Origin of the sequence: Bradyrhizobium sp. CCGB01 (genome assembly GCF_024199795.1) — a bacterium.
In the GTDB taxonomy this organism is placed as follows: Bacteria; Pseudomonadota; Alphaproteobacteria; order Rhizobiales; family Xanthobacteraceae; genus Bradyrhizobium.
Genome location: NZ_JANADK010000001.1, coordinates 4,916,923 through 4,933,605, shown reverse-complemented (window position 1 = coordinate 4,933,605; position 16,683 = coordinate 4,916,923). Strand labels below are relative to the sequence as shown.

Below are 16,683 nucleotides of genomic sequence, written 5' to 3'. Positions count from 1 at the left end.
CCCCTGCTATTTGATCGGCGTATCGATTGCTTAGACGTTGCTCGCTACGTGTTTCTACGGAAACCCTCCGAAACACGATTGGCGCCCATGTCCGTCGCAGAGTTCCTCAGGCAGCGTGCAGTGCAGGTCACCGTAAGCGGCAGCTACTCGCTGCCGCGCTGGTACGATTGTGAGGGCAAGCTGCGCACCTTTGCCTGCCGGACCAGCCGCGTCTCGCCGTTCCGCATGATGGTCGACGTGCCTGTCGTCGGCAAAGTCGGCGAGCGCGTGACCTCCTACTTCCAGGACTTTGGCGAATTCCAGTGCACCATCAGCGCGACGCTGAAGGCGGGCTTCCTGATGGAACTCGACATGACGCGGGCACGGCGTGCCTGGATGTCGGAGAAGCTGACCTGGCTGGAGAAGAAGCAGAAGGACGACAGCATTTTGGAGCTGCGCAACGACGCGCGCTTCGTTCCCCAGGTCTCGCACACCTTCCTGACGCTCGCCGACGGCAGCACCCATCCCTGCTTCATCATCGACGTCTCCACGGCCGGCGTCGCGATATCCTGCGAATACAACCCTGAGATCGGAACACCGCTTGCGGTCGGTGCCTGCGTCGGCCGCGTCATTCGCAAATTCGACAACGGCTTTGCGGTCAAGTTCGCCGAGAAGCAGCAGCGGGACGACCTCGTCCGCCTGATCGTCCGTACGCCCATGCTGCAATCGGCCTGAACCGGGCCGGATCAATCTTAACTCTTTCTTAACTAAGGACTGGAGGTGGAGACCCCTGCGCGATAGGGTGTGAGCCGGTACGTCCGCAATCACTGCGGGCCCTGAGTTATCGGAAGTACTGGAATGTCCATCGCTGACGCCGGGTTCACGCCGGCAGAGACCACCCGGAACCCTGCAGCCAAGCCACAGCTTCCACCCGGCGTCGTGACCGAAGGACCGCTCGTCCAGGCCAAGCTGCGCGAGAGCTATCTCCTCCTCGGCATCCTCTATGTCGGCGCTGTCGCGGGCATCATCTGGGCCGTTACGCAAGGCGTCGGCAAGGTCGAGCTATTTACGTTCGTCTGGATGTTCGCGCTGACGACGTTCGGCATCGGCGCCGGCATGCACCGCCTGTTCGTCCATCGCAGCTTCCGCACCGGCCCGATCATGCGCGTCTTCTTCTGCGCCATCGCCCAGATGGCGGTGCAGGGCTCGATCGCCAAATGGGTCGCCAATCACCGCCGCCACCACCTCTATGCCGATGACGTCGGCGACCCCCACAGCCCGCAATTCGACGGCTTCGGCAATCGCTATGTCAGCGCGCTCAAGGGCTTCCTGCACGCCCAGGGCAGCTGGGTGTTCGACCAGGCGACCACCGACAACGAATACTACGCCAAGGACATCCTCGCCGATCCCATCGCGATGTTCTTCGTGCGCACGCGCTGGGTCTGGTACGGGATGTCGGCGGTCTTCATCCCCGGCGTGATCGGCTACGTCTTCGGCGGCGTGCACACCATGATCGGCTGCGTGCTGTTCTCCGGCCTGCTCCGCGCCTATCTGCTGATCCTCACCAGCCAGCTCACCGGCTCGGTCTGCCACGCCTATGGCTATCGCCGCTTCGAGGTCGACGACGCCTCGACCAACGAGTTCGTGACCACGATCCTCACCTTCGGCGAGGGTCTGCACAACAACCATCACCGCTTCCCGCGGGACGCCTATATCTCGCACGCCTGGTGGGAGATCGATCTCAACGGCCTGATCATTCTGGGCCTGGAGAAGATCGGCCTCGTCCACGACGTCTTCCACGCCTCGCACCGTCAGCTGGAGCGGGCGGCCGAAGCGCAGGCGGCCCCGACAGCGCGCTAACCGGCAGGCGGCGACCGCGCTGCGGTCGTCCTGCCTCCGCACCGCTGCCCTATCGCGGCCCCAATGCGGGATCAGTTTTTGACGGTCCGTGCCTCATGCCGGATGTCATTTGCGGACTTGCGATCGGTGGACCGTATGGCAGTCAACAAGATCACCTGGGACAGGGTTGGCCGGGTCACCGAGCCCGGACGCTACATGTACACGTTCGGCTGGCTGACGATTACGGCTGGCGATCTCGATATCTGGAAACAGTACCCGCGGGCCGCGTTCACGCTGCTCGCGCACCATTCCGAGCCGGCCGAAGCGGCCGGCGAGGAATACCATCTCGGCGCCTTCGACATCGCGCCCGACGCGCCGCCGTTCACCACGCATTGAACGGGCCGCAAGCGCAGGCTCAGATCACCTTGCCAGGGCCGGGATTCGAGCCGGGGCAAGCGGCGCTTCGCGGCAGGCGCGGCTGCGCGCGGCGCGGGGAACACATGGCATGCTCGTTGCTTAATCCACACCATGATCCACATCCCTGCCGTCGACCAGGCCTTCCTGCTGCTGCTCATCGTCTTCTTCCTTGGCACGTGCCTCGTGCGCGCCTTCTGGGAGCTGGAGCAGGTGCGGGCCCGCCGGATCGCATCGGCGCCCCGCGGCCGCACAACGAAGCGTGACTAGGCCGGCTCGCACTGCCGCGCATTGTCCGGCCGGGAGCGATCCCGCCTCTGGACTCACCGCTCCCACACGTGCATCGTGAATCGAAGAAACCTGCGCATTGCCTTGATCTGACTTACAAATCGCGATCCGATGGCAGCCGCGCCGACCGCTGCCATGGATGACGAAGTGGTTCTGTCATGCGATTGATTGCGCTCGTCTTCTAGACGTTTGGCGGCGGTGATGAACGCAAGCTGTCACGCTTGTTAAGCGACACGACAGCAAGCGCATGACACATGGTCGCATCGGTGGACGTAGATTAGCGGATCAAGGGAACCTATTTTCGGCGCCGATGTATTTGATTGAAGCCTTACCCACCGTCATCGGAACTGCCGCCATCGCACCGGCGCTGCTGATGCTATGGCTCGTCATTGCCGCTGAGGAGCGCCCGGGACCCCCGGCCCAGGTCTGGACTGCGTTCCTGCTCGGCGCGGCCAGCATTTCGCTGCTGGGCCTTGCCCGCGCTCCGTTCGCCAAGATGGTTGCAGCCCCTGACGACCCCTGGGCAGCGCTCGCCATGCATTCGGTCTTCGGCGTCGCCCTGCCCGAGGAAGCCGTCAAGGTGATCGCCATCGTGCTGGTCTCCTCGACCAAGCGGCGGACCTTCGCCAACCCGATGGACACCGTGGTCTATGGCGCCGCCGTCGGCCTCGGCTTCGCCGCCTACGAGAACCTCGCCTATCTCGTACAGCATGCCGAGATGTGGCGCTCGCTGGCCGCCTTGCGCAGCGTGCTAACCGTGCCGTTCCACGGCGCGCTCGGCATCATCGCCGGCGCGTATCTGACGATCGCCCGCGCCGGCACGGCGCTGGGTGCGAACCGCCACCACCGCGACTGGGCTCGCCTGTCCAGCCGCCTGTTGATCTTCGCAGGCCCGGTGGCGCTGCATTCGGCGTTCGACTTCCCGCTGCTCACCCTCCAGCGGATGCCGGATCTCGATCCCAGCTTGCGGATGTGGCTGGGCGCAGCGAGCCTGCTGATCGGCTTCAGCTCGATCGCCTTCGCCATCCGCCTGGTGCGGCGGGTCGCGCGCCATCACGCGCCGCGGACCGAGGTCGCACGGGAACGGCTCAGCCAGCTGCGCCGGATGTGGGCGCTGCTGCTCGCCGGCGGCGGCGTCGGCTTTCTCGGGCTCGCCTTCGTGCTGACCTCGATCCATCACTGGCTGATCAATCCCGAGCGCAATCTGACGCTGGCGCTGATCCCGATCGGCTTCGTCTCGATCCTGCTCGGCCTGGCGCTTCTGATCGTCACGATCGCGATCTACATTCTCGGCCGTAACCGCGTTCGCACCAGTGGCGAAGGTTTTTCGTCTGCGCACGGCGGCGGCCAGCTAGCGGACTCATAAAGACGCAGCCATAGCCTGATATTCACCGGGATTCGCCGAACGTTACCCGGTAGATTCCCCAGTAAGTGACGCCGACAAAGCCTCCGCCGCCCACGATGTTGCCCAGCGTCACCGGCACGAGGTTATGGACGATGCCCGATATTGTGATGAGCGATGCATCGAAGTTCGCGGGCGCATGACCGGTCTGGACCAGCAACCAGGCCAACGGCAGGAAGTACATGTTGGCCACGCAATGCTCGAATCCGGCGGCAATGAATGCCGAGATCGGCAATACGACGGCAACCATCTTGTCGGTGACCGATCGGCCCGCGTAGGCGAGCCAGACGGCCGCGCACACCAGCACATTGCACAGGATACCCTTGACGAACAGCGTCAGCATGTCCGGGCGAATTTTTCCGACCGCCGTGTTCAGGACGGACAAGCCAACGCGGCCGTCATTCATGTCCAGATGATGTGAGAGAAAGATCAGCAGCACGAGCCCAAGCGCGCCGAGCAGGTTGCCGAACCAGACGACGGTCCAGTTACGCAGCATCGTGACGGTGGACACCCTGCCGCTGGCCCAGGCCATCACGATCAGATTGTTGCCGGTGAACAACTCGGCGCCGCCGACCAGAACCAGCGCCAATCCCAGGCTGAAGACAAGCCCTCCGACCACCCGTACGGTGGCGAAGCTAAACGTGGGGTCGCTGGCAACGATGGTGTAGTAGACCGCACCAAAACCGATGCCGCCGCCGGCCACGACCGCCAGCATGAAGGAGGTCAGAAAGGGCAGATTGGCTTTCTTCACGCCAACCTTTTCGACGGCTTCCTTTATCTCGGCAGGGCTGTAGGCCTGCAGATTGAAGATCGGCGTCTGTGACGCGGGCGGCGGCTCATCCATCCTGATATTCCCCGGGACCCGTCGTCACCCGCCCGCGCTGCTGCCCAACGTCAGGAGCCCGACAATCTGCACGGCGATCACCTTCACCAGCGTCATCGACGGGAAGATCATGGCGTAGCCGATGTCGGGCCGCTCCGTTGGTGCCATCTTGGTCGAGTAGACCAGAATGGCGGGGTTGCCGGTCGCGCCCGATGCGACGCCGACGAGATCGTCATACGGGATGCGCATCATGTAGTGGCCGACCAGCAGCACGATCGCCACCGTGGAGAGCAGCACAGCAGCGCCGATGAACAGCATGGTGAAACCGGATTCGGCGACGGTGCGGACAAATGGTTGCCCAGCGTTGACACCGACGGTCGCCAGAAACATCGCAAGGCCGAAGTTTCGAAGGACGATGTTCGCCGGTAGCGGCATGGTCCAGAGCATCGGTCCGGTGCGGCGCAGCTTGCCGAGAATGAGGGCCACGATCAGCGGCCCGCCGCCAATACCCAGCGTGACAATGCCGACGCCCGGGATCGGAATCGGGATCAAGCCAAGCAGGACGCCCATCACCATGCCGAGCCCCAGCGACACATAGCTGAACTCGGCGGTCGCTTTGACGGTATCGCCAAAGTGCTTGCGGATCTCCTCCTTGCGTTCCGGCGGCATCAGAACCCCTACGCGGTCGCCAAACTCCAGCATCAGGTCCGGTGAAGGCACGAGGTCGGCGTCGTAGCGCCGCACATGCAGCAGATGCGCCGGAAAGCCTGAGGGCATCGGCAGGCTGCCAAGCGGAATGCCCACGACGCCGGCCTTGCCGACAAAGACGCGGATGTAGTCGAGGTCGGCGCGGTCGCTGGCCAGCCGGCCGGGTGCCAGCTCGCCGAGTTTCGCCGCAGCGCCAGAAAGTGCCTCCTGGCTGTCGGCGACTACCAGCACGGCGTCGCCTGCAGACAGAATCGTACCTTCCGTTGGAACGATGTTCTGGCCGGACTTGCGGACCATCGTCACTTGTACGTCGCCAAGGACTTTCTTGTTCAAATCTCCCAGCGTGTGGCCGGCAAAGCTCGTGCCGACGGAAATCTCACCCATGTGAAAGCGCTGGGCTTTCGCCGGAAATTTCGGCTTCACAATCCGGGTCATGAAGTAGATGCAAAGGATCGGGCCGATCACGCCGAAGGGATAGGCGATCGAGTAGCCGATCGACGGGTCCTTGCTCTTGGTGACGTCAAGCGCGGCCTGCAGGGTTGCCGTGCTGGTCATGGACCCCGCGTAGAGCCCAAGCGTATGGCCAATCTTGATGTTGAACATCTGCCCCAGGCCGAGCGCCACGGCTAGACCGACAAGGCACGCGATCAGCGCCAGCAGGTTGTATTTCTGGCCCGCACCGACCATGCCCTCGAAGAATTGCTTGCCGTAGAGAATCCCGATTCCGTACAGGAACATGATCAAGCCGGTGAGACCGATCGGGCCGATGATCTGTGCCTTCGGGGCAAAAGCGCCGATCGCGAGCCCCACGAAGAGCACGGCGCCCACGCCAAGGGAAAAGCCGAAGATGTTGATCTGGCCGACCAGATAGCCGACGCCGATGGCAAGAAACGCCGTCAGGATCGGCTGGCTGCCGATGATATCGCGAGCAACGTCCAGCATTGTCCCCTCCAGGTATTCCAAAGCTCTCAGCGGGCGTTGCAGCCCGCGTCGCGAAACTGGCCGATAACCCTGTTGATCAGCTCCCGCGTGGGCGGCGGCGTATCCAAGTGCTTGTAGTCGAGGCCCATCGCCTTCCACTTGAACTCGCCCATCTGGTGGAAGGGCTGCACTTCAACCCATTCGACGTTCTTCATGGGCGCCACGAATTTTGCGATCCCCTCGACATTCGCCGGGTCATCCGTAAAGCCGGGCACGAGGGTGAAGCGCACCCAGGTCGGTTTGCCGATCGTTGCCAGGCGTTCGGCAAAACGCAGCGTCGGCGCGATTTCGCGCCCGGTTACCTTGCGGTAGGTGTCCGGGTCGGAACTCTTGATGTCGAGCAGCACGAGGTCGAGAGCATTGAGGAACCGCTCGTCGGCGCGATCGCCAAGGAATCCGGAGGTTTCGATGGCCGTGTGCAGGCCCATCGCCTTGGCGCCTTCGAAGATCCGCCTGACGAAGGCGAGCTGCACCATCGCTTCGCCGCCCGATATCGTCAGGCCCCCACCGAGGTCACGCAGCGAGGGAGCGAAATCACCGAGGCGCCTCAGCACCTGTTCGGCCGAAACATAGGTTCCGTCCTTGAGGTGCCACGTATCCGGGTTGTGACAATAGGTGCAGCGGAGCAGGCAGCCTGAAACGAACAGAACGACACGCAGGCCCGGGCCATCGTATCGGGACGACGATTCGTATGAGTGGCAGTAGCCGAACGCGCCTTCCTCGTCCTTGAACTTGTCCTCGTCGGGCGCATTGGGAGATGCGCCCGTTCGGAGGTCGTGCCGGCTGCCGGATTCAAGTGGCTGCACCGTCGACATTGCATTTCTCGGCTCAGATTTGGCCGTGGAAAGTGCGGCTGATCACATCCCTCTGTTGCTCCGGCGTCAGGCGAACGAAATTGACGGCATAGCCAGACACGCGGATCGTAAGCTGCGGATATTTGTCCGGGTTCTTGATGGCGTCTTCCAGCGTCTCCTTGTCGATCACGTTCAGGTTCATGTGGAACCCGCCGCGGCCGAAATAAACGTCGAAGGCCTTGGTAGCCTCCTCGATGACCTGGGCTTCGGACAGGTGCGCCTTCTGCGGGGCGACCGATACCGTGTAGCTGATGCCGTCGAGCGAGTCCTTGTAGGGCAGCTTCGCCACCGAGAGACATGACGCCAGCCAGCCATGGCTGTCGCGACCATGCATCGGGTTAGCGCCAGGTCCGAACGGCTCACCCTTGCGGCGGCCATCCGGTGTGTTGCCGGTTGCCTTGCCGTAGACGACGTTCGAGGTGATGGTGAGCACGCTCTGCGTATGCGTCGCGTTCCGGTAGGTCGGATGCTTGCGGATCTTCTCCATGAAGGAGGTCACCAGCTGGGAGGCGATCTGGTCGACCCGGTCGTCGTTATTGCCGAACTGCGGCGTCGAGATATTGCCCTCGTTCTGGTAGTCGACCACCAGTCCCGTGGCATCGCGATTCACACGGATCTTGCCGTACTTGATGGCGGCAAGGCTGTCGGCAACAACAGACAGGCCGGCGATGCCGAACGCCATGGTGCGCAGGATGTCGCGATCGTGCAGCGCCATCTCGAGGCGCTCATAGAAATACTTGTCGTGCATGTAGTGGATGCAGTTCATGGCATGCACGTAGGTCTTGGCGAGCCACTCCAGAATGGTGTCGAACTTCGCCAAGACGTCGTCATAGTCGAGGAAATCGCCGGTGACCGGCATGGACTTCGGCGCAACCTGGTCGCCGGAAACCTCGTCGCGGCCGCCATTGATGGCGTAGAGCAGCGCCTTGGCGAAGTTCACCCGGGCGCCGAAGAATTGCATCTGCTTGCCAAGCCGCATGGCCGAAACGCAGCAGGCGATCGCGTAGTCGTCGCCCCAGTACGGGCGCATCAGATCGTCGTTCTCGTATTGCAGCGAGGACGTATCCTTGCTGACCTTGACGCAGAAGCGCTTGAAAGGCGCCGGCATGTGGGTGGACCACAGCACGGTGATATTCGGCTCCGGCGCCGGCCCGAGATTGTAGAGGGTGTGGAGCATGCGGTAGCTGCTCTTGGTCACCAGCGCCCGCCCGTCGAGATCCATGCCGCCGACGCACTCAGTCGCCCAGTAGGGGTCGCCACTGAACAGCGCGTCGTAGTCGGGCGTCCGAAGGAAGCGGACGATGCGCAGCTTCTGGACCAGCTGGTCCCACAGTTCCTGCGCGCTGGCTTCGTCGAGCGTGCCTTCCTTCAGGTCGCGCTCGAGATAGATGTCGAGGAAGCTCGAGATGCGGCCGATCGACATCGCCGCGCCGTTGGCTTCCTTGATCGCGCCGAGATAGGCAAAGTAGGTCCACTGGAACGCCTGCTGCGCATTCGTTGCGGGTTGCGTGATGTCGCAGCCATAGAGCTTCGCCATCGACGCCAGGTCCTGCAGCGCGCGCATTTGCTCGGCGAGTTCCTCGCGCATGCGGATGATTTCATCCGTTGGCCACATGTCGTCGATCTGGGCCCGCTCCTGGTGCTTGACCTCCAGCAGACGGTCGGTGCCGTAAAGGGCAACCCGGCGGTAGTCGCCGATGATGCGGCCGCGTCCATAGGCATCGGGCAGGCCAGTAATGATCCCGGATCGCCGGCAATTCATGATCTCGGGCGTATAGGCGTCGAACACGCCGTCGTTGTGCGACTTGCGATACTTGGTGAAGGCCTCGTGGACTTTCTCGTCAGCCTTGAATCCGGCCGCCTTGAGGCCGGCTTCCACCATGCGGAGTCCGCCGAAGGGGAAGATCGCCCGCTTAAAGGGCTGGTCGGTCTGCAGGCCGACGATCACTTCGTTGTCGCGGTCAATGTAGCCGGCCTGATGCGCGAGCAAGGTTGACGGATTTGCTGCGTCGACGGCCAGGACGCCCTTCTTTCGCTCCTCGGCGAAGTAAGGCTGCAGCTTTGCCCATACGGCCTTTGTTCGCTGCGAGGCAGGGGCGAGAAATTTCTCGTCACCCGTATAGGAGGTTACGTTATGCACGATGAAGTCGCGGACGTTGATGGTCTTTGACCAGTCGCCCAGTTTGAAGCCGCGCCATGCGTCCGTGGTGACATCATCATGCTTGCGCGCTGCGCTGCCCTTCATGATCCATCTCCATCCCGAGGAATTGGTTTTGGGTCCGGCTGCGGTACCTCTGTTATCTCCTCATGTTAGCGATGATGCGCCGACGCGACGCTTGATCTATGTCAAGCCGGAAGGGGTCTCCTTGCCGATTGGGCTGCTCCTGCAGGGCTGCGGCCGCACAAAGGTGGTCGGTATCGGCGCAAAGCGGACATCGCCAACGGTTTATGAGTACACGGCCTAGCTAGCGGGATGGCAAGCGGGGTGCGCGTCGACTAGATTGAGCCCACGCTGTTCGATCTGGAGCCTGCCGATGACATCGCCTGAGGATTTTTCCCGGCTGCAATCCGCGATGAGCCGGACGGTAAAAGCGCATTGGAAAGCCTTTCTGTTCGAAGGCATTTTGCTCGCCGTGCTCGGTATCGCCGCGCTCGTCCTGCCGCCGCTCGCAAGCCTTGCGATCGCGATCGTCCTCGGCTGGATGCTCCTGATCAGCGGCATCGGCGGGCTGATCGTGACCTATTGGGCGCGCAGCACGCCGGGCTTCTGGTGGTCGCTGATCTCGGCCGCGCTCGCCGTGCTTGCCGGCATGCTGCTGCTGGCCCGGCCGATGCAGGCCGTGCTGACGCTGACCATCGTGCTCGGCGCCTATTTCCTGGCCGAGGGCGTCGCCACCATCATGTATGCGCTGGAGCACCGCCGCGAGCTGAGCAGCCGCTGGACGTGGCTCCTGATCTCGGGCCTCGTCGATATCGCGATCTCCTTCATGGTGATCACGGGATTGCCGAGCTCGGCGGAATGGGCGATCGGCATCCTCGTCGGTATCAACCTGCTGTTCGGCGGCGCCACCTTGATCGGCATGGCGCTGGCGGCACGCAATAGCAACACCTGAGGCTCTTCATCGCCGAACGAGCCGATTGGGGGGTGACAACCCGCCAGGGGCACGCTATATGGCTCCCATGATCACCCTCGTCACCAGCTATTTTTGGTACTTTAGCTACGACAGCTCGCTGGCGGCAGGAGGATCGCGCTCAATCTGAAATATTGAAGCAAACGTCCGAACAAGCCGCCAGACCTGGCGGCTTTTTTATTGGCCGGCAGGTTCTCAACAAACAGGAGCCCGCCGTGCTGAGCACGACCGACGATCTTCGTATCCGCGAACTGAAAGAGCTGAGCACGCCGGAAGAGGTGATGCGGGAAGTCCCGCGCACGCTCACCGCGACGCGCGTGGTGATGGCGGCGCGCAACGCCATCCATGCCATCCTCAATGGCCAGGACGACCGCCTGCTTGTCGTGGTCGGCCCCTGCTCGGTGCATGATCCCAAGGCCGCGCTCGAATATGCCGAGCGCCTCGCGAACCTGCGCGAAGACCTCGCCGACCAGCTTGAGATCGTGATGCGGGTCTATTTCGAGAAGCCGCGCACCACCGTCGGCTGGAAGGGCCTGATCAACGATCCCGATCTCGACGGCAGCTTCGACATCAACAAGGGCCTGCGGCTGGCGCGCAACGTGCTGTCGGCGGTGAACAATCTCGGCCTGCCCGCCGGCGCAGAGTTTTTAGACATGACGACGCCGCAATACATCGCGGATCTCGTGTCCTGGGCTGCGATCGGCGCGCGCACGACCGAGAGCCAGATCCATCGCGAGCTGGCCTCGGGGCTGTCCTGCCCGGTCGGCTTCAAGAACGGCACCGACGGCAATGTACGGATCGCGGCGGACGCGGTGAAGTCGGCCTCGCATCCGCATCATTTCATGGCGGTGACGAAGCTCGGCCGCTCCGCCATCGCCTCGACCGCGGGCAACGAGGATTGCCACATCATCCTGCGCGGCGGCAGCAAGCCGAACTACGATGCGGCGAGCGTCGCGGCCGCCTGTAACGATCTGGCCAAATCCGGCGTCGCGCCGCTGGTGATGGTGGATGCGAGCCACGCCAATTCGAGCAAGAAGCCGGAAAACCAGCCTCTGGTCATGGCCGACATCGCCGGCCAGATCTCGGGCGGCGAGAACCGCATCATGGGCGTGATGATCGAGAGCAATCTCGTCGCCGGCCGTCAGGACGTGGTGCCGGGCAAGCCGCTGACCTACGGCCAGAGCATCACCGACGGATGCATCGACTGGGCGACCACGGCGACCGTGCTCGAGCAGCTCGCTGACGCGGTCGAGATCCGGCGCAACACGCAGCGCGCGGGGCTGCACGAGCGCACGGCTTAAGGCCAATGAAGGCGCGGGCGGGGCGAGCTGTCGCGCCCTGCCCGCCACGGCTCAATTGCGGCTTAGCAGCCTCGGCAGATGCTCTTGATCTTCTTGTCGAGCAGAGCGTCTTCCTTGTTCACCGGATTGTTCGGATCGCTGAGGTTCTTCTCGCTTGGCACATCGCTGGCGCGCGGCTGACGATGACCGATCGGCGCCTGCGGTATCGATCCCGACGTGACACCGCCTCCGCCTGTCGTCGATCCCTTGGTGCCGGTCTGCGCCATCGCAGTGCCACCGAGCAAGATCACGAGCGACGCTGCCAGCATGATCATCTTCATGTCCGATCCTCCATTCTCAAGCCGGCGCTCCCTCCGCTCACGTGGCGGGCGGATAGAGATGAACCTCGCCGCAATAATCCACGATACGATAGCGCGTTTCGGTGTCGGCTTCACCCGCGCCAGCTGCGGTATTTTGTGCCACCAACACATAATTCGGCCCCACCGGCGATTTGCCGGCGCCGCCGGGAATGTCGATGACATAGTCGGGCTGACACAGTCCTGACACCCGGCCACGCAACTGCCGCATCAAATCCTGCCCCTCGGCCAGCGTCGTTCGCAAATGCACGGTGCCAGGCGCGAGGTCACCGTGATGCAGATAGTACGGCTTGATCCGGCATTCGACGAAAGCTCGCATCAAATCCGACAAAGCGGCAATGGTGTCGTTGACGCCGCGCAAGAGCACGGACTGGCTCACCATGGGAACCCCGGCATCGGCAAGCCGTGCGCAGGCCTCGCGCGCAGGCCCCGTCAACTCGCGCGCATGGTTGGCATGGATCGCCACCCACGTGGTCGCACCCTCGACCTTGAGCGCCGCGACCATCTCGTCGCTGATGCGCGCCGGATCGGCCACGGGCACCCGGGTGTGAAGGCGGATGATCTTGACGTGTTCGATCGCCGCAAGATCGGCCATGATCTCGCTCATCCGGCGCGGCGACAGCATCAAAGGGTCGCCGCCGGTCAGGATCACCTCCCAGATCTCGCCATGCGAGCGGATGTAGTCGATCGCCGCGGTATACGCGCCGTCCGACAGTGCGTTCTCCTTGCCCGGCCCGACCATCTCGCGCCGGAAGCAGAAGCGGCAATAGACCGCGCAGACGTGAACGAGCTTGAACAGCACGCGATCGGGATAGCGATGCACGATCCCGGGAACCGGCGAGTGCGGGTGATCGCCGATCGGATCGGCGCTCTCGCCCGGCTGCATCTCCAGCTCGGCAACGGTCGGAACGAATTGCCGCGCGATCGGATCGTCGGGGTCGGAGGTATCGATCAGATCGACCAGCGCCGGCGTGATCGCCACCGCATAGCGCGCGGCGACGCGTTCGAGCGCAGGCAGCGCTTCGGCGGATGCAAGCTGCGCGGCTACAAGTTCGGCCGGCTCACGCAGGGTGCGTGCAAGGTTGGTCTTCGTCATGTCTCACTTAACGTTTCATTAGCGGGCGGTGTCCACACCACCTGATCAATCCGCGCTGCGCCGCTCGCGAGCATCACCAGCCGGTCGAAGCCGAGCGCGACACCGCTCGCCTCCGGCATTGTGGCGACCGCGGCCAGAAAATCCTCGTCCAGCGGATAGGCCTCGCCGTAGCGGCGTTGCTTCTCTGCCATCGACTCGGTGAAGCGCTTGCGCTGTTCCTCGGCGTCGGTGAGTTCGCCAAAGCCGTTGGCGAGCTCGACGCCGCAGGCATAGACCTCGAAGCGTTCCGCGACCCTGGGATCGCCAGCCTTCACCCGTGCCAGCGCCGCCTCTGGAGATGGGTATTCGAACAGAATGGTCAAACGGCCCTGCCCCAGATGCGGCTCGACATGCTCGACCAGGACCTTGCTGAAGATGTCCGACCAGGTGTCGTCCCTGGCCACGCGGACCTTGCCGGCGGCCGCCTGGGCGAGCACGGCACGGTTACCCTCGTTCCCAGAGATTGTCGACAGCAGGTCGATCCCGGCGAACCGCTCGAAGGCGCCCGCGACCGTCAGAAGCTCTGGCTCGGCGAAGGGGTCGGCTGTCCGGCCTCGGAACGTGAAAGTCCCGATCCCCGTTGCCTGCGCGGCGCGGGCGATGATGACCACGGTGTCGGCCATGATGGCGTCGTAGGGGGCGCCGGCCCGGTACCATTCCAGCATGGTGAATTCGGGCAGATGCAGGTCGCCCCGTTCGCGGTCACGGAACACCCGGGCAAACTCGAAAATCCGCTCTTCGCCCGCCGCCAGCAGCTTCTTGCAGGCGAATTCGGGCGAGGTCCGCAGGTATCGACTGGCCCGGCTGCCGTCCGGCCGCATGATCTCGGTTCGGGGGGCGTGAAGATGGGTCTCATTCCCCGGCGAGACCTGGAGGACGGAGGTTTCGACCTCGACAAACCCCTGCTCGGCGAAAAAGCCCCGTAGAGACCCGGTAATGGCCCCCCTGGCCTGGAGGAACGGCCGCCGGTCGAGGTGCCGGCCGGGTGACCAGAACGGCGAAATGGGCTTGTCCCCAGTCATTAACCGACCGCCCCGCGGGCCAGCAAAACGCTGGCATCCAACGGCAAAATCAGTATGTTGCGGCCCGAAACGGGCGCTGAGGTCCGATTTGAGACCCCGAGTCCCCCCGAGATTTGACCACGTCCTGGCCGCAGCCGGGCCAAGCAAGCAGGAAATATAGCTTTGAGAGTCATCGCCAGTTCTATTCGCAAAGGCAACGTGATCGAGCAAGACGGCAAGCTTTATGTCGTCGTCAGCGCCGAGAACATCCATCCCGGCAAGGGCACCCCGGTCAGCCAGATCGAAATGCGCCGAATCTCGGACGGGGTAAAGATCTCCGAGCGCTACAAGACCACCGACCAGGTCGAAAAGGCCACGATCGAAGAGCGCAACTACACCTTCCTGTATGAAGATGGCGAGGGCTTCCACTTCATGAACCCCGAGACCTACGACCAGGTCCAGGTCTCCAAGGACGTCATCGGCGACGCCGCGGCCTATCTTCAGCCAGACATGACCGTCAAGCTGTCGACCCACGACGTCAACGTCGTGTCGATGGCGCTGCCGCAGCGCGTGACGCTGGAAGTGGTCGATACCGAGCCGGTGACCAAGGGGCAGACCGCCTCGTCGTCCTACAAGCCGGCGGTGCTGTCGAACGGCATCCGCACCACCGTGCCGCCGCACATCTCGGTCGGCACCCGCATCGTGGTGATGACCGAGGACGGCTCCTACTCCGAGCGCGCCAAGGACTAACGACGAACGGGGCGATCGGAACAGGTGCCGCCGGGGGGCGAGACAGTGGTTGGGAAGAGTTTCCGCTTCGTCTCGCTGCTTCTGGTGGCGTTTTCGCCCCTCGTTGCCACGCCGCTCGCTGCGGATGAAATTCGCAGCCCTTCGCTCACGGCCCTGCGCGTCGATTGGCGCGCAGCGCTGGACCAGCTCCGCAGCGAGATCAACAGCCGTCCCCCGGTCGCGGGCGACTTCATCTTCGCACCTCGCCGTTCGGTGCCTCGTTACGATCCGCGGGCGATGCCTGCGCTGGTGCAGCTCAACGCGGTCTCATCGCAATTCTTCACCGGTATCGCCCGCAGCTCCGTGCCCGTGCTGCTGCCGTTCGATGCTGCCGCGTATCTCGAGGCGCAGCGCAACGGCGCCCCGGGGACACTCGCGATCTCGCGCTATCAGGCCGATTTCAATCCCGTCGACATGTTCAATTCCGGCCCCGCCGGTTACAGCGCCAGCTTCTCGCTCGAGCCCGGCGCCGGCGACGGCATGCCCAGCCGCGTCTACGCAAGGCCGGTCGAGGTGCAGATCACGGGCTCGGCGCTCGTCTACGACGTCGCCGATCCCGCCGGCGGCAAGGGCGAGTCGGTCAAGCCGCTCGCGGCAACCTATCCGGACCTGCGCAGGTTCATCCGGGAAGGCTATGTGCGCTACGCCTTCACCCGCTTCGGCGTCGCCTATGTCGTTTCCATCCAATGCCTCGACAGCGTTGCAAAGCCGCGGCGGCTCGCCTGCAAGGAAGCCTATCCGGTTGCCGAGCGCTTCCTGAAAGGGCTCCGCATCGCGGGCGGCCAGCGCATGCGGCCGCTCACGGACACGGCCTCCAGCATCATCGATCGTCCTTTGGCGCGTTCGCCAGATTTCACCTACCGGCCGAGCGGCGACATCATCCCGAACACCGGCTATCGCAACAAGGCCGGCCATCCGGATGTGATGGCCTATGCGCAGATCCGCTTTCCCCTCGAGAAGGCGCCCGCCTTCGTGCGTTCGCAATCCTACGGCAAGCGCGACAAGAGCGACGGCCCGACGGCCTATCCCTGGCGCGACAATTTCTGCGAGTCCCGCAGTTTCGAGGTCTGGCAATGCGGCGGCGGTTATGGCCACCAGGGCGAGGACATCCGCGCCGCCGAATGCCCACCGCCCGGCGAAGGCCGCGAACCCTGCGATCCCAAGCAGCGCGGCGTCGTCGCGGTTCGCGACGCCATGGTGATCCGCGGCGCCAGGGATCAGGCCGCAACGCTCGAGGTCAACAGCCGCACCGAGCATATCCGCTTCCGCTACATGCACATGAACCCGCAGGCGCTGACCGCCGGCGGCGTGCTCAACGGCCGCATCGTCACCGAGGGCGAGAAGATCGGTGTGGTCTCCAACTATCTCGACCATCCCGCCGGCACATCGATGCACCTGCATTTCGACGTGCAGGTGTTTACCCGCGACGGCTGGATCTGGGTCAGTCCCTACGTCACGCTGGTCTCGGCCTATGAACGCCTGATCCGCGCGCGCGGCCGCGAGGTCGGCCCGGAGATCGCCGGCACGCCGCAGCCGGTGGCGCATGCGCTGCCGGAGGACGTGATCAAGCCGGACCTGCGCGAGGGATCGAGCGGCGAGGAGAATTGAGGGACGACGGACCCCAGCCCGGATGAGCGAAGCGCTATCCGGGACCGTCCCGGGTATCGCTGCGCTCACCCGGG

General features: G+C 63.8%; 16 protein-coding genes. 9 read left to right on the top strand and 7 right to left on the bottom strand.

Going from position 1 to position 16,683, the window contains the following annotated elements; genetic code table 11:
- The first annotated feature begins 87 nt into the window (after positions 1-87).
- The 5 genes from NLM25_RS22680 (at position 88) to NLM25_RS22660 (ending at position 3,886) form a co-directional block, all read left to right on the top strand.
- Positions 88-714 carry a PilZ domain-containing protein gene (locus NLM25_RS22680; RefSeq protein ID WP_254119194.1) on the top strand — a complete coding sequence of 209 codons (627 nt, stop codon included), beginning with the start codon at positions 88-90 and terminating at the stop codon, positions 712-714.
- Positions 715-837: 123 nt separating this feature from the next.
- Positions 838-1,839: an acyl-CoA desaturase gene (locus tag NLM25_RS22675; RefSeq protein ID WP_254138461.1), complete on the top strand. Its 1,002-nt coding sequence runs from the start codon at positions 838-840 to the stop codon at positions 1,837-1,839.
- Between the two features lie 135 nt (positions 1,840-1,974).
- Positions 1,975-2,214 (top strand): hypothetical protein, encoded by a 240-nt coding sequence (locus tag NLM25_RS22670; RefSeq protein ID WP_254138460.1) that lies wholly within the window; start codon positions 1,975-1,977, stop codon positions 2,212-2,214.
- Positions 2,215-2,346: 132 nt separating this feature from the next.
- The gene (locus tag NLM25_RS22665; protein ID WP_254138459.1) at positions 2,347-2,502 is read left to right on the top strand and encodes a hypothetical protein; all 156 of its coding nucleotides are present in this window, start codon (positions 2,347-2,349) and stop codon (positions 2,500-2,502) included.
- Positions 2,503-2,830: 328 nt separating this feature from the next.
- Complete coding sequence (locus tag NLM25_RS22660; protein ID WP_254138458.1) at positions 2,831-3,886, top strand: PrsW family intramembrane metalloprotease; 1,056 nt, start codon at positions 2,831-2,833, stop codon at positions 3,884-3,886.
- A gap of 22 nt (positions 3,887-3,908) precedes the next feature.
- Here the strand turns inward: NLM25_RS22660 and NLM25_RS22655 are convergent, their stop codons facing one another.
- Genes NLM25_RS22655 through pflB form a run of 4 tightly spaced genes read right to left on the bottom strand, consistent with a single transcriptional unit; the run spans position 3,909 to position 9,533 of the window.
- Positions 3,909-4,766: a formate/nitrite transporter family protein gene (locus NLM25_RS22655; RefSeq protein WP_254119185.1), complete on the bottom strand. Its 858-nt coding sequence runs from the start codon at positions 4,764-4,766 to the stop codon at positions 3,909-3,911.
- A gap of 24 nt (positions 4,767-4,790) precedes the next feature.
- On the bottom strand, positions 4,791-6,533 hold the full coding sequence (locus NLM25_RS22650) for a TrkA C-terminal domain-containing protein (RefSeq protein WP_254138457.1): 1,743 nt from the start codon (positions 6,531-6,533) through the stop codon (positions 4,791-4,793).
- Positions 6,422-7,249 carry a pyruvate formate-lyase-activating protein gene (pflA, locus tag NLM25_RS22645; RefSeq protein ID WP_254138456.1) on the bottom strand — a complete coding sequence of 276 codons (828 nt, stop codon included), beginning with the start codon at positions 7,247-7,249 and terminating at the stop codon, positions 6,422-6,424. The genes NLM25_RS22650 and pflA overlap by 112 nt, the downstream gene beginning before the upstream one ends.
- A 13-nt stretch (positions 7,250-7,262) precedes the next feature.
- Positions 7,263-9,533 (bottom strand): formate C-acetyltransferase, encoded by a 2,271-nt coding sequence (gene pflB / locus NLM25_RS22640; protein ID WP_254138455.1) that lies wholly within the window; start codon positions 9,531-9,533, stop codon positions 7,263-7,265.
- A 289-nt stretch (positions 9,534-9,822) separates the two neighbouring features.
- Between pflB and NLM25_RS22635 the strand changes: the two genes are divergently transcribed.
- Both NLM25_RS22635 and NLM25_RS22630 read left to right on the top strand, forming a co-directional pair.
- Positions 9,823-10,401, top strand: coding sequence for an HdeD family acid-resistance protein (locus NLM25_RS22635; RefSeq protein ID WP_254138454.1), 579 nt, complete (start codon positions 9,823-9,825; stop codon positions 10,399-10,401).
- A 233-nt stretch (positions 10,402-10,634) separates the two neighbouring features.
- Positions 10,635-11,720 carry a 3-deoxy-7-phosphoheptulonate synthase gene (locus NLM25_RS22630; RefSeq protein ID WP_309143610.1) on the top strand — a complete coding sequence of 362 codons (1,086 nt, stop codon included), beginning with the start codon at positions 10,635-10,637 and terminating at the stop codon, positions 11,718-11,720.
- A gap of 62 nt (positions 11,721-11,782) precedes the next feature.
- Here NLM25_RS22630 and NLM25_RS22625 read toward each other — a convergent pair whose 3' ends face one another.
- Genes NLM25_RS22625 through epmA form a run of 3 tightly spaced genes read right to left on the bottom strand, consistent with a single transcriptional unit; the run spans position 11,783 to position 14,233 of the window.
- Positions 11,783-12,040 (bottom strand): hypothetical protein, encoded by a 258-nt coding sequence (locus tag NLM25_RS22625; protein ID WP_254119175.1) that lies wholly within the window; start codon positions 12,038-12,040, stop codon positions 11,783-11,785.
- A 37-nt stretch (positions 12,041-12,077) separates the two neighbouring features.
- A complete protein-coding gene (locus tag NLM25_RS22620) occupies positions 12,078-13,172 on the bottom strand; it encodes a lysine-2,3-aminomutase-like protein (protein WP_254138453.1) in 1,095 nt (364 codons plus the stop codon).
- On the bottom strand, positions 13,169-14,233 hold the full coding sequence (gene epmA, locus NLM25_RS22615; RefSeq protein ID WP_254138452.1) for an EF-P lysine aminoacylase EpmA: 1,065 nt from the start codon (positions 14,231-14,233) through the stop codon (positions 13,169-13,171). The genes NLM25_RS22620 and epmA overlap by 4 nt, the downstream gene beginning before the upstream one ends.
- Before the next feature lie 162 nt (positions 14,234-14,395).
- On the opposite strand from epmA, the gene efp reads away from it, so the two are divergent.
- Both efp and NLM25_RS22605 read left to right on the top strand, forming a co-directional pair.
- The gene (gene efp / locus NLM25_RS22610; protein WP_254119169.1) at positions 14,396-14,962 is read left to right on the top strand and encodes an elongation factor P; all 567 of its coding nucleotides are present in this window, start codon (positions 14,396-14,398) and stop codon (positions 14,960-14,962) included.
- 24 nt (positions 14,963-14,986) lie between these two features.
- Positions 14,987-16,609, top strand: a complete 1,623-nt coding sequence (locus NLM25_RS22605; RefSeq protein WP_254138451.1) for a M23 family peptidase — start codon at positions 14,987-14,989, stop codon at positions 16,607-16,609.
- Positions 16,610-16,683 lie beyond the last annotated feature (74 nt).

Coding starts and splice junctions, on each gene's coding strand:
- NLM25_RS22680 (WP_254119194.1), top strand. CDS start 88: ATGTCCGTCGCAGAGTTCCTCAGGCAGCGTGCAGTGCAGGTCACCGTA.
- NLM25_RS22675 (WP_254138461.1), top strand. CDS start 838: ATGTCCATCGCTGACGCCGGGTTCACGCCGGCAGAGACCACCCGGAAC.
- NLM25_RS22670 (WP_254138460.1), top strand. CDS start 1,975: ATGGCAGTCAACAAGATCACCTGGGACAGGGTTGGCCGGGTCACCGAG.
- NLM25_RS22665 (WP_254138459.1), top strand. CDS start 2,347: ATGATCCACATCCCTGCCGTCGACCAGGCCTTCCTGCTGCTGCTCATC.
- NLM25_RS22660 (WP_254138458.1), top strand. CDS start 2,831: ATGTATTTGATTGAAGCCTTACCCACCGTCATCGGAACTGCCGCCATC.
- NLM25_RS22655 (WP_254119185.1), bottom strand. CDS start 4,766: ATGGATGAGCCGCCGCCCGCGTCACAGACGCCGATCTTCAATCTGCAG.
- pflA (WP_254138456.1), bottom strand. CDS start 7,249: ATGTCGACGGTGCAGCCACTTGAATCCGGCAGCCGGCACGACCTCCGA.
- pflB (WP_254138455.1), bottom strand. CDS start 9,533: ATGAAGGGCAGCGCAGCGCGCAAGCATGATGATGTCACCACGGACGCA.
- NLM25_RS22635 (WP_254138454.1), top strand. CDS start 9,823: ATGACATCGCCTGAGGATTTTTCCCGGCTGCAATCCGCGATGAGCCGG.
- NLM25_RS22625 (WP_254119175.1), bottom strand. CDS start 12,040: ATGAAGATGATCATGCTGGCAGCGTCGCTCGTGATCTTGCTCGGTGGC.
- NLM25_RS22620 (WP_254138453.1), bottom strand. CDS start 13,172: ATGACGAAGACCAACCTTGCACGCACCCTGCGTGAGCCGGCCGAACTT.
- epmA (WP_254138452.1), bottom strand. CDS start 14,233: ATGACTGGGGACAAGCCCATTTCGCCGTTCTGGTCACCCGGCCGGCAC.